Annotated in this window: 14 protein-coding genes; 6 read left to right on the top strand and 8 right to left on the bottom strand. The window is 66.9% G+C overall.

The features are described 5' to 3' along the window. Positions 1–165: 165 nt before the first annotated feature. The gene (gene hslV / locus D580_RS0114520; protein ID WP_018955087.1) at positions 166–699 is read right to left on the bottom strand and encodes an ATP-dependent protease subunit HslV; all 534 of its coding nucleotides are present in this window, start codon (positions 697–699) and stop codon (positions 166–168) included. 181 nt (positions 700–880) lie between these two features. Here hslV and D580_RS0114515 point away from each other — a divergent pair, with 181 nt between their 5' ends. Next, positions 881–1645: a ferredoxin--NADP reductase gene (locus tag D580_RS0114515; protein ID WP_018955086.1), complete on the top strand. Its 765-nt coding sequence runs from the start codon at positions 881–883 to the stop codon at positions 1643–1645. Positions 1646–1885: 240 nt separating this feature from the next. Here D580_RS0114515 and D580_RS0114510 read toward each other — a convergent pair whose 3' ends face one another. From D580_RS0114510 to dapF, 4 genes are all read right to left on the bottom strand, one after another. Continuing rightward, entirely contained in the window at positions 1886–2299 is a 414-nt protein-coding gene (locus D580_RS0114510) for a DUF3617 domain-containing protein (protein WP_018955085.1), read from the bottom strand. Between the two features lie 69 nt (positions 2300–2368). Next, positions 2369–3277: a tyrosine recombinase XerC gene (xerC, locus tag D580_RS0114505; protein WP_018955084.1), complete on the bottom strand. Its 909-nt coding sequence runs from the start codon at positions 3275–3277 to the stop codon at positions 2369–2371. 84 nt (positions 3278–3361) lie between these two features. After that, the gene (locus D580_RS0114500; RefSeq protein WP_018955083.1) at positions 3362–4048 is read right to left on the bottom strand and encodes a DUF484 family protein; all 687 of its coding nucleotides are present in this window, start codon (positions 4046–4048) and stop codon (positions 3362–3364) included. Then, positions 4045–4881 carry a diaminopimelate epimerase gene (gene dapF, locus D580_RS0114495; RefSeq protein WP_018955082.1) on the bottom strand — a complete coding sequence of 279 codons (837 nt, stop codon included), beginning with the start codon at positions 4879–4881 and terminating at the stop codon, positions 4045–4047. Before dapF ends, D580_RS0114500 begins: the two co-directional genes overlap by 4 nt. 167 nt (positions 4882–5048) lie before the next feature. On the opposite strand from dapF, the gene D580_RS0114490 reads away from it, so the two are divergent. Both D580_RS0114490 and D580_RS0114485 read left to right on the top strand, forming a co-directional pair. Next, on the top strand, positions 5049–5327 hold the full coding sequence (locus tag D580_RS0114490) for a type II toxin-antitoxin system RelE/ParE family toxin (protein ID WP_018955081.1): 279 nt from the start codon (positions 5049–5051) through the stop codon (positions 5325–5327). Between the two features lie 13 nt (positions 5328–5340). Next, the gene (locus D580_RS0114485; RefSeq protein ID WP_018955080.1) at positions 5341–5640 is read left to right on the top strand and encodes a HigA family addiction module antitoxin; all 300 of its coding nucleotides are present in this window, start codon (positions 5341–5343) and stop codon (positions 5638–5640) included. Between the two features lie 16 nt (positions 5641–5656). Here the strand turns inward: D580_RS0114485 and D580_RS0114480 are convergent, their stop codons facing one another. The 3 genes from D580_RS0114480 to lptM form a co-directional block, all read right to left on the bottom strand. After that, the gene (locus D580_RS0114480) at positions 5657–6328 is read right to left on the bottom strand and encodes a class I SAM-dependent methyltransferase (RefSeq protein WP_018955079.1); all 672 of its coding nucleotides are present in this window, start codon (positions 6326–6328) and stop codon (positions 5657–5659) included. Positions 6329–6449: 121 nt separating this feature from the next. Then, entirely contained in the window at positions 6450–7694 is a 1245-nt protein-coding gene (gene lysA / locus D580_RS0114475; RefSeq protein ID WP_018955078.1) for a diaminopimelate decarboxylase, read from the bottom strand. A 95-nt stretch (positions 7695–7789) separates the two neighbouring features. Continuing rightward, positions 7790–7948 (bottom strand): LPS translocon maturation chaperone LptM, encoded by a 159-nt coding sequence (gene lptM, locus D580_RS16435; RefSeq protein WP_018955077.1) that lies wholly within the window; start codon positions 7946–7948, stop codon positions 7790–7792. Positions 7949–8103: 155 nt separating this feature from the next. On the opposite strand from lptM, the gene D580_RS0114465 reads away from it, so the two are divergent. From D580_RS0114465 to D580_RS0114455, 3 genes are all read left to right on the top strand, one after another. Further along, entirely contained in the window at positions 8104–10038 is a 1935-nt protein-coding gene (locus D580_RS0114465) for a sensor histidine kinase (RefSeq protein WP_018955076.1), read from the top strand. 57 nt (positions 10039–10095) lie between these two features. Further along, complete coding sequence (locus D580_RS0114460; protein ID WP_018955075.1) at positions 10096–11463, top strand: sigma-54-dependent transcriptional regulator; 1368 nt, start codon at positions 10096–10098, stop codon at positions 11461–11463. 174 nt (positions 11464–11637) lie between these two features. After that, positions 11638–11918 (top strand): thiosulfate oxidation carrier protein SoxY (locus D580_RS0114455; RefSeq protein ID WP_018955074.1); only part of this gene is annotated, 281 nt, incomplete at its 3' end.

The following is an 11918-nucleotide window of genomic DNA, read 5'->3' as shown; positions in this document are numbered from 1 at the left end:
CCCGAATGTTTCATGAATTCGCGCGATGATCGCGCAGGATATTGGCCGCACAGGGGATTTTCCGAGGGAGCGCCGTATCGGGCTATACGGCCGACTGAGGAAAATCCCCTGTGCGGTCAAGAGACAAGCGAGGGCGCGCGCAATTCATGAAACATTCGGGCTAGATTACATCTCCTCGATGGTGAGGTGACGGTTGGTGTAGATGCAGATGTCGGCGGCGATGTTGAGCGCGCGCTCGGCGATCTCCCGGGCGGACAGCTCGGTGTTGTCCAGCAGGGCCCGGGCGGCGGCCTGAGCGAAGGGGCCGCCGGAGCCCATGGCGATCAGGTTGTCCTCGGGCTCGATCACGTCGCCGTTGCCGGTGATCAGCAGGGAGGTGTCCTTGTCAGCCACCGCCAGCAGGGCCTCCAGGCGGCGCAGGGCGCGCTCGGTGCGCCAGTCCTTGGCCAGCTCCACGGCGGCCCGGGTGAGGTTGCCGCTGTATTTCTCCAGCTTGCCCTCGAAGCGCTCGAACAGGGTGAAGGCATCGGCGGTGCCGCCGGCGAAGCCGGCCAGCACCTTGTCGCCGTACAGGCGGCGCACCTTGCGGGCATTGCCCTTCATCACCGTGTTGCCCAGGGTCACCTGGCCGTCGCCGCCTAGGGCCACCCGGCCGTTGCGGCGCACGCAGACGATGGTGGTTCCGCGAAACTGTTCCAAGGTCTGAACTCCCGATCATGCAAAGACGATCATTGTAGCCGCTGGCCTGCGGCAAGTCTCATGGCCACGAGCCCACCGGGGACATGGGCCTGCGGATAATTCCCCACTTCTTTACTCTGTTATTACCCGGGGCGCTCTGGTAGCTTGAAGGACAGATCCACAATCAGGGAGGTTCAAACCCGTGCCCTACCAGGAACAGCGCGTCACCTCGGTCCACCGCTGGTCGGAGAAGACCTTCACCTTCACCACCACCCGGCCCGAGGGCTTCCAGTTCAAGGACGGCGAGTTCGTCACCCTCGGTCTGCGCGACGAGGGCAAGCTGATCGCCCGGGCCTACTCCATCGCCTCCAGCAACGACACCGAGCACCTGGAGTTCCTGAGCATCCACGTGCCCGACGGCCCGCTCACCAGCCGCCTGGCCCGGGTGCGGGAAGGCGAGAGCGTGTGGGTGAACACCAAGCCCACCGGCTCCCTGACCGTGAACCACGTGCTGCCGGGACGACATCTCTACCTGCTGGCCACGGGCACGGGACTCGCCCCCTTCATGTCCCTGGTGCGGGGCCGCGGCGTCTATGAGCGCTTCGAGCGGGTGATCCTGGTGCACAGCGTGCGCAGCGTGGCGGAACTGGCCTACCGGGCGGAGCTCGAGGCGCGCAGCGGCGATGGGCTGGTGTACGTGCCCACCGTGACCCGGGAGCCCTTCGAGACCCCGGAGCGGGGCGCGGACCTGTTCCGTTCCGGCGCCCTGTTCGAGCGCCTCGGCCTGCCGCCCGCAGACATGGCCCAGGACCGGGTGATGCTGTGCGGCAACCCGCACATGAACCGGGAGATGAAGGACTACCTGGAATCCATCGGCGGGGTGATGACCAACTACAAGGGCGTGGGCAGCTTCACCGTGGAGCAGGCCTTCGTGCTGCATCACGCCGGGGACCAGGACGGCGCCTGACCCCCGTAGGTGGCCCGACCCCGGGCCGAACAGCGGCGCCTGATCCGGCAGCGCTGTTCGCGGCGAGTCGCCGCTCCTACGGGATCAAGGTGCGGAGAATCTCGGCCGGGAGCAGGCCTTCGGCTGCACCACCCCGGAGATTGAACCCCCGCGTAGGAGGCCCGACCCCGGGCCGAACAGCATGGTCTGATCTGCCAGCACCGTTCGCGGCGGGGTCGCCGCTCCTACGGGTTGCTGGCCTCAGCAGTCCCCGATGCGCCGCCCCGTGATGTTCATGTGCATGCTCATGGGTCCCATGGGCGTGTCCATGTCGGCGCGCATGGTGCCGTCCACTTCGTTGCCACGAAAACGCATGTCCGCGTTCATCTTCATGCGCACCCCCTGCTGGGTGCATTCCATGGCGTACTTCATGCCGTCCCGGCGCAGGTCCATGTGGGTGACCTGACAGTCCTCCGGGGCCTCCAGGAAGGCCTCGCCCTTCTTGATGTCTTCGATCGTGATGCATTCCCGGTTGCTGTGGGTCTGCTCGGGCATGGGCATGCCCTCGAAGCGGGTGACGTTGGTGTACTCCCACTGGCCGGGGGTGATGTTGGGCTCGGCGGCCAGCGCCGGCAGTGCGGTCAGGGCTGCAGCGAGCAGCAGGGCGATTCGCATGGTGTTGTTCCTCTGTGATGTGTTGGCAACGACTCTGACAGCACGACCCCGGAGGGTCAACGACGGCCCTCACGATTTGCCGTCGTCCTGCCTGCGCCGGGCTCGGGGATGGGCGGCGTCGTAGACCTTGGCGAGGTGCTGGTAGTCGAGATGGGTGTAGACCTGGGTGGTGCTGATGTCGGCGTGGCCCAGCAGCTCCTGCACGGCGCGCAGGTCGCCGGAGGATTCCAGCAGGTGGCTGGCGAAGGAATGGCGCAGCAGGTGGGGATGCACGCGCCGGTCCAGGCCCTGCAGGCCGGCGTGGCGGGCCAGCCGGGTCTGCACCGCCCGGGCCCCCAGGCGCCGGCCCCGCTGGCCCACGAACAGGGCCTGCTCATCGGCGGCGGCGAGCCCCGCACGCAGGGGCAGCCAGGCCTTGAGCGCCGCGACGGCGTGGCGGCCGATGGGCAGGTCCCGGGCCTTGCGGCCCTTGCCGGTGACCCGCAGCTGGGCATCGCCCAGGTCCACGTCCACCAGGTCCAGCCCCACCAGTTCGGCGAGACGCAGGCCCGAGGAATAGAACAGCTCCAGGATCGCCCGGTCGCGCACCATGAGGGCCTCGTCCCCGGGCAGGTCCAGCAGCCGGGAGACCTGGTCCACGTCCAGCACCCCGGGCAGCTTGCGCCCGGACTTGGGGGCGCGCACGTCCAGGGCCGGGTTGGCGCCCACCACCCCCTCCCGCAGCAGAAAGTTGAAGAACCCCCGGATGGCCGACAGCAGGCGCTGCAGGGTCTTGCTGCCGGCCCCCTGGCGGTGGACCTTGGCCACCAGGGCGCGGATGTCATGGACCTTCACCGACGACCAGTCATCGCCCACCGCTTCACGCAGGCGCTGAAGGTCCCGGGCGTAGTTCTCGACGGTATGGGGGGAGTAGCGACGCTCTTCGCCCAGATGGCGGAGATAGCGGGAAAGCCAGGGAGAGGGGGATTCAATATTCAAGATTCAACATTCAAAGGACGGCGTCTCACAAACCGATCCACCGGGGCGCCTCACCCCGTTGAATCTTGAATTTTGAATGTTGAATCATCCTTTCAGCCTTGTCGCGACCGCGTGGGAGATGATCTCCCCCAGGTAGCCCAGGAACAGGGTGCCCATGCCGGGATGGAAACGGGTGTCTTCGCGGCTGCCCAGGGCCAGGATGCCCAGACGGCGGTTTCCGTCCATGAGCGGCACGGCCACGGCGGACTGCACCGGGGTGTCGGCCTCGGGGAACAGGGCCTTGAGCTGTTCATCGCTCAGGCGTCCGCACAGGGGGCGGCGGGTCTCGAACAGGGATTCCAGGGAATTGAGCGCAGGGTCGCCCTCGGCCACGAAATGCAGGCCCTGGGCGGGATTACCCAGCAGCCGGACCACCACGTGGTCGGCGCGGAACTCGGTGCGCAGCTGCTCCTGGGTGGTGGCCAGCACCGCGTCCAGGCTGTCGGCGTCCATCAACCCCAGGGCCAGGTGATGCATGCGCTGGCTCAGGCGCTCGTTCTCCCGGGCCAGTTGCACCAGGTCCAGAAGCTTTCTTTCCAGCTGGCGGTTTTTGTCCCGCAGCCAGCCGATCTGGCGCTCGATCAGGGAGACGGCGCCGCCGGAGGCGTGGGGCAGCTTGAGCACGTCCAGCAGGGCCAGGTGGCGTTCGAAGAAATCCGGGTGACTGCGCAGCCAGGCCTCCACGGCCTCTTCGCTGAGCGCTTCCTCGGCCAGGTTCGTATGGGTGCTCATATGTCAATGCTGCCTGTGAAGACCTGTGTGGCGGGGCCGGTCATCATCACCGGCGCCTCTTCTTGTCCGGCCCAGTTTATCACAAGCCGTCCGCCGGGCAGGTCCACGGCCACGGTCTCGTCCAGCAGGCCCTGGATGCGCCCGGACACCACCGCGGCACAGGCCCCGGTCCCGCAGGCGAGCGTCTCGCCCACGCCCCGCTCGTAGACCCGCAAACGGATCTCGCCCGGGGAGATCACCTGCATGAAGCCCACGTTCACGTGGCGGGGAAAGCGCGGGTGGGCCTCGATCAGCGGGCCTAGCCGGGCCACCGGCGCGGTCTGCACGTTGTCCACCCGCAGCACCGCGTGGGGGTTGCCCATGGACACGGCACCGATCTCATAGGTCTCGCCCTCCACCTCCAGAGGGTAGGAGGTCATGGCGCTCTCCGCCTCGAAGGGGATCTGCCAGGGCTTGAGGCGGGGCGGGCCCATGTCCACGGTCACCTGCCCGTCCGGCTGCACCTGGAGATGGATGATGCCGGCGGCGGTCTCCACCGGGATGTGGTCCTTGGCGGTGAGCCCCCGCTCGCGCACGAACACCGCGAAGCAGCGGGCGCCATTGCCGCACTGCTCCACCTCGTTGCCGTCGGCATTGAAGATACGGTAGCGGAAGTCGGCTGCCGCCGGATCCGACGGGCGCTCCACCAGCAGCACCTGGTCGCAGCCCACGCCGAAGCGCCGGTGTGCCAGCAGGCGCACCTGATCGGGGCTCAGATCCACCGGCTGATGGATGGCATCGATGACCACGAAATCGTTGCCTAGGCCGTGCATCTTGCTGAATTGTATGCGCATTCCGGTAGCGTAGACGCTCACCGGGGGGAAGGAAAGGCATTTTTGAAGTGGGAAGTGGGAACGGGGAAGTTGGAACGGGTGAAGGGGTGACCAGTCTCCCGGATCATCCATGAGCTGCACCGTCTGTACCGCTTGACGTATTACGTGACGCGTAATACGCTTAATCCATGATCAAAAGCTTCGCGGATAAGGATACCCGCGCCTTGTTCGAAGGCGGTGACCCACGCCGCTTTCGGGCATTTCGCGTTCAGGCAGAGCGGAAGCTGGCCCTGCTCGATGCCGCAACGACGCTGGAATTCCTGCGCAGTCCGCCGGGCAACCGCCTCGAGGCACTGACCGGCGACCGGAAAGGACAATGGAGTATCCGCATCAACCAGCAATGGCGATTGTGCTTCTGCTGGCAAGATGGCAATGCCTATGACGTCGGGATCGTCGACTATCACTAGAGGACAGGACACCATGGCCACCCACCGCATGCGTCCCATTCATCCGGGGGAGATCCTGCGCGAGGAGTATCTTGCGCCACTTGGCATGAGCGTGAATGCCCTGGCCCGCGCGTTGCGGGTCCCGTCCACGCGCCTGCATGAAATCGTCAATGAACGTCGCGCCGTGAGCGCGGACACCGCCTTGCGTCTCGCCCGTTTCTTCGGCGGGGACGCCCAGTCCTGGCTGAATCTTCAGAGCACCTATGAGCTCCGCCTGGCCGAGGCCGAACGCGGCGACATCATCAAGAAAGAGGTCGCGCCCCGCGCGGCGTGAGCCTCGGCAACCCGGCTCACCCGGCGCGCATCAACCCACTCACCACCAGGTGTCGATCACTCACCGATCGCACATCCAGGCCGGCCAGGCCAGCCCTGTCCAGTTGTTCGCGCACCTCGTCCACGCGAAACGCCGCCAGCAGGGAGTGGAAGAAATCCCGCTGCAGCACCGGCGGCTCGTCGGCCGCGTGCTGCGCCACCATGGCCTCGGCGGATGCCCGGGAATCGGGGCGCATGAGGTCCATGATGAACACGAAACCACCGGGCTCGGCGTAGCGGGCCACCGCATCCCAGAGGACGGCGGGTTCATGGAGATGGTGCAGCAGGCTGTTGGAGATCACGCCCCGGTAGCGTTCCCGGGGCGGGTGGTCATTCGGAAGGCAGGCCCGCACCAGGCGCACCCGATCCTCGAGCCCGCTCCCGGCGAGCAGGCGCTCGCCCTCGGCCAGCATGGCCGGGGCGCCGTCCACGCCATCCACTTGCGATTCGGGGAAGGCCCGGGCAAAGCGCATGCTGATGTCCCCGGGTCCGCAGCCCAGATCCAGCACGGGTCCGCTGACCGCCAGGCCGGGGAAGGCCTCCCGGAACAGCTCGACGAAGCGGCTGTGGGGCGCCTCGAAGTCCGCCTCCGCGTAGGCCCGGGCCTGTTCCGGGTCGAGCATCAGTTCGGGTTCGGGGGTTCGGTGCATGGGAAAACCAAACGGCAAGGGCGTTGACAGGATTTACATGATTAACGGGATTAAAGGCCTCTAAACACACTCCTGTAAATCATGTGAATCCTGTCGATTTTCTTTTGAATCGAACTGACTGCTACGGCAACACCGTTTCCCGCGCCATGAGCTCTTCCAGGGTCTCGCGGCGGTTGACCAGGTGCACCTGGTCGCCGTCCACCATCACCTCGGCGGCGCGGGGGCGGGTGTTGTAGTTGGAGCTCATGGTGAAGCCGTAGGCGCCGGCGGAGCGCACCGCCAGCAGGTCGTCCTCGGCCAGCACCAGGGCGCGCTCCTTGCCCAGGAAGTCGCCGGTCTCGCAGACCGGGCCGACCACGTCGTAGGTGCGCGACTCGCCCAGGCGGGGCGCCACCGGCACGATCTCCTGCCAGGCGCCGTAGAGGGCCGGGCGGATCAGGTCGTTCATGGCGGCGTCCACCACGGCGAAGTCCTTGTGCTCGGTGTGCTTGAGGTATTCCACCCGGGTGAGCAGCACGCCGGCGTTGCCGGCGATCGCCCGGCCCGGCTCCAGCAGGATCTCGTAGCGAGTGTCGGACAGGCCCTCGAACAGGGCGCGGGCATAGGCGTCCGGCAGGGGCGGCTCCTCGTCCCGGTAGCGGATGCCAAGCCCGCCGCCCAGGTCCAGGTGATCCAGGCCGATGCCGTCGGCCTCCAGGGTGCGGGCCAGCTCCAGTACGCGCTTCAGCGCATCCACGAAGGGGCTCAGACCTGTGAGCTGGGAGCCGATGTGGCAGTCCACGCCCACCACCCTGATGTGGGCCATGTCGGCGGCCTGACGGTACAGGGCCGGGGCGACGCGGATGTCCACGCCGAACTTGTTTTCCTTCAGTCCGGTGGAGATGTAGGGATGGGTCCTGGCATCCACGTCCGGGTTCACCCGGATGGACACCGGCGCCTCCATACCCATCTCTCCGGCCACCCGGTTGAGGCGCGCCAGCTCGGGCTCGGACTCCACGTTGAAACAGCGGATGCCCACCTCGAGCGCACGGCGCATCTCGTCGGCGCGCTTGCCCACCCCGGAGAACACCACCCGCGATGCCTCGCCGCCGGCGCGCAGCACCCGCTCCAGCTCGCCCACGGAGACGATATCGAACCCGGAACCCAAGCGCGCCAGCACGTTCAGCACCGCCAGGCTGGAGTTGGCCTTCACCGCGTAACAGATGAGATGCGGATGGTCGCCCAGGGCCGTGTCGAAGGCCCGCCAGTGCCGCTCCAGGGTGGCCCGCGAGTAGACGTAGCAGGGCGTGCCGTGGGCGGCGGCGATCTGACTCAGGGGGACTTCCTCGGCGTGCAGCACACCGTCGCGATACTGGAAATGATCCATGCAGGACTTGGCTCCGATGGGCCGGGGTTGGAATTACTCGCGCACGGTTTCCGATCCTTGAAGCGTGCGAATTTGGACTGCCTACGATAGATAGACTACGGACGAGGCGACTGGTTGCGCGTCTCCTCGACTGGCGCCGCTTCGGCCTCGGGCAGGTAGAGGTCGCCCTTCTGACCGCAGCTGGCCAGCAGCGACAGGCTGCCCAGGGCCACCACCACGGCGATCATGAGGAGATTGGACCAGCAGATGCGCATCGGCATGCGTCCTCGTTAAGACAATGAATGGCTGGGCATTATAGCCTCAGTACCGCGCCGCCCCACAGTGCGTCGCGGACATTTCTGCACGCCCATGACGGCACGCGCCGGGGCATGCGAGAATGGCCTGAATCCCGGCCTCCCCGATCACGCCCTTGCGCCTTCGCACCAACATCTTCCTGTGGGTCTCCCTGGCCACCGTGCTGCCGCTCACGGTGCTGGTGCTGGTGGTCACCGCCTACAGCGAGCGCCAGTACAGCCAGGACCTGGACCGCCAGGTGGGTCAGAGCCTCAACACCCTGGTGGCGGAGATGGACCGGCGCCTGCGCTTCGAACGGGAGGTGATCGGCGCGCTGGTGAACTCGGCGCCCATGCAGGGCTTCCAGTCCGTGCTGGAGCAGGCCCGGGATGGGCGCAAGCACCCCCAGTTCAACCTGCGCGCCGCGCAGCTGGGCATCTTCCTGGAAGAGTTCACCGCCCTGATCCCGGACATCGGCACCATCCGCGTGCTGGACACCCGGGGCAATACGCTCATCATGATCCGCGAGCGCCAGGTCATGCCCACCCACTACCCGGGCATGGACCCCTACGCCTACGCCGAGGAGGAGCTGGATGACCCGGCCTTCCTGCAGCGCCTGCGCGCCCTGCCCCGGGGCGAGGTGAGCTACCTGCTGCTGCCGGAGAGCCGCAGCGACTACATCTTCGGCGCCATCCCGCCCATGTACGACGCCGCCGTGCCCATCGAGCGGGAGGGCGAGGGGGTGGTGGGCTACCTGCTCGCCAACTCCACCGGCCTGCAGATCGACCGCATGCTGGAACTCGCCCCGCGCCTCCACGGGGGACGCCTGAGCCTTGCGGAGCTCAACCCCGACTACCCCTCCCGGGACGGCCTGATCCTGTTCGACGAGGCCTCCGGCCTGCTGTTCACCAGCGCCAAGCAGCCGGAGACGCGCATCGCCAGCACCTTCTGCGAGGGACTTGCCCAGCAGGTGAACGTGCAACCCTTCGGCGCCGCCAACCTGCAGACCCGACCCTCGCGGGTGTTCTTCGCCGAGTACCACCCCTACCCGAACCAGCTGGTCAGCTGGGTGGTGATCTCCGAGATCCCCCATGACGCCATCGGCGCGCCCTTCAAGCGCATCCGCCAGGGCATCCTGCTGATGGCGGGCCTGGCCCTGCTGGTTAGCCTGCTGCTGGCGCAGCTGAGCGCCCGGCGCATCGCCAAGCCCATCACCCGGCTCACCCACAACCTCAAGGCCTACGCCCTGGGCCAGCCCCTGGAACAGAACGAGCCCCACAACACCCAGGAGATCCGCGAGCTGCAGGACTCCTTCACCTACATGGCCGAGACCCTGGAGAAGGCCCGCACCGACCGGGACCAGGCCCAGCGCATGCTGCTGCAGTCCGCCAAGCTCGCCTCCATCGGCGAGATGGCCGCCGGCATCGGCCACGAGCTCAACAACCCCCTGAACAACATCCTGTCCCTGGCCAAGCTGATCCGCCGGGAACTGCCCGATGACGACCCGCGCGCCCGGGAAGACCTGCGCGCGCTCACCGACGAGGCGGAGCGGGCCACGCGCATCGTCAACGGCATCCTCAACTTTGCCCGCCAGGTGCCGCCCCACTACGTGCCCATCGACGTGCGCCCGTGGCTGGAGGAGACCCTGATCCTGGTCAACCAGGCCGCCCGGGACCAGCAGGTCAGCGTGCGCCTGGAGGTGGAGGAGGGCTTGGTCATGGAAGGCGACGTGAACCAGCTCCGGCAGGTGCTCATCAACCTGCTGCTCAACGCCATCCAGGCGAGCCAGGCCGGCGACGAGGTGGTGATCATGGCGCGCCACGACCGGGACGGGGAGGTCAACGTGTGCGTCTGCGACCAGGGCTGCGGCATCAAGCCGGAGGTCCAGGACCGCATGTTCGACCCCTTCTTCACCACCAAGCCCGTGGGCAAGGGCAGTGGCCTCGGCCTGTCCATCAGCCTCGGCATCGTCGAGCAGCACGGCGGGAATCTGGACATCCGTCCCAACGAGCGCGGCGGCGTTACCGCCACGGTGCGCCTGCCGGCCCATCGCCGGCAGGCCGCGCCATGACGGGTCTCGCCACTCGGGAACGAACCGGCGCGAAAAGCATCAAGTTAAACTGACACCATGAGCGAAGCCGCCAACATCTTCTTCGTCGACGACGACCCCCGGGCCGGCGAGCTGTTCCTGCGCTTTTGCGAGGGCACACCCCACCAGGTGCACGTGTTCCGCGACCCCCAGCAGGCCCTGACCGCGTTCATCGAGCAGGGCGCCGACCTGATCATCACCGACCTCGCCATGCCCGGGCTGTCCGGCATGGACCTGCTGTCGCGCATCCGCGACGTGGATTCCGACGTGCCGGTGATCATCATCACCGGCTACTCCTCGGTGGACAACGCCATCGAGGCCCTGCGCCTGGGCGCCACGGACTTCATCAAGAAGCCCTACGACACCGACGAACTGCTGTTGCTCATCGAGCGCACCCTGGAGGGCGAGCGCCTCAAGCGCGAGAACCGCCTGCTCAAGCGCCAGCTCAAGGACGAGCGCCTGCGCTACGGCATGGTCGGCCACGGTGATGCCATGGAGTCGGTGTACCGGCTCATCGACAAGGTGGCCGACATCCGCTGCAACGTGATCATCGAGGGCGAGTCCGGCACCGGCAAGGAACTGGTGGCCCGGGCGATCCACACCCAGGGCCCCGACGCGGACAAGCCCTTCGTGGTGATCGACTGCGGCGCCATCAACGACACCCTGCTGGAATCCGAGCTGTTCGGCCACGAGAAGGGCGCCTTCACAGGCGCCGCCCACACCAAGGCGGGCCTGCTCGAGACCGCCACCGGCGGCACGGTATTCCTGGACGAGATCTGCAACATCTCCGATGCCATGCAGGTGAAGCTGTTGCGTGTTGTACAGGAGCAGCAGGTGATGCGCGTAGGCAGCGTGCGGCCGATCCCCATCGACGTGCGCTTCATCGCCGCCACCAACCGCAACCTGGAGGCCATGATCGAGGCCGGCGAGTTCCGCCACGATCTCTACCACCGGCTCAACGTGGTGCAGATCCACATGCCGCCCCTGCGTGCCCGGCGCGAGGACATCCCGCCCCTGGTGCAGGCCTTCGTGGAGGAATTCGCTAAGCGCTACCACCGCCAGGTGGAGGGTTTCGACCCCCACTCCCTGGAGCGCCTGCAGGCCTACGACTGGCCCGGCAACGTGCGCGAGCTGCGCAACCTGGTGGAACGTACCATCGCCCTGGCCGACGGCCCGGTGCTGCACCTGGACCCCCGCTGGCCCAGCACCGGTGCCGCCTCCGCTGTGGCGTCGCAGGCCCTGGACGCCGACCAGCCGGATCTCGCCACCCTGGAGCGGCGCTACATCCTGAAGACCCTGCAGCGCCTGGACGGCAACCGGGAGCAGACCGCCAAGGCCCTGGGCATCAACAAGTCCACCCTGTGGCGCAAGCTGCAGCAGTACGAGCAGGAAGCCGACCCCTCCTGAACGTTGCGAATTGCAATTTGCAGCCATTGCAATTCGCAACGTCGCTGACGGTATTCGTCATCCCATATCCGCCTATCCTGTTGATCCTGAAACAAATCCTACACATGGCACAGGGCTTGCTGTATCCCTGTTGACCGTAAACCGTGTCACACCACTAAAAGCAGGAGAGATGACATGAATAGCAAGCGTCGTGTATTTCTGAAGGGCACCCTGGCCGCCAGCGCCGTGGGCGTCGCCGTGGGCGCGGGCATGCTCGCCCCCCGTACCGTCCTGGCCGCATGGCCCGAATCCGCCTTCGGCCCCCGTTCCGTCTCTGACGCCATCAAGAACGCCCTGGGCTCCGACTCCATGTCCGCCGGCGACATCAGCATCCAGGCCCCCGACATCGCCGAGAACGGCGCCGTGGTGCCCATCACCGTGGAAACCGGCATGAGCGGCGTCACCGACATCGCCAT

Origin of the sequence: Thioalkalivibrio sulfidiphilus (assembly GCF_000377945.1) — a bacterium.
Lineage (GTDB): Bacteria > Pseudomonadota > Gammaproteobacteria > Ectothiorhodospirales > Ectothiorhodospiraceae > Thioalkalivibrio_A > Thioalkalivibrio_A sulfidiphilus_A.
Note: the sequence above shows the minus strand (reverse complement) of the source record. Positions and strands in the feature narration are given on the sequence as shown.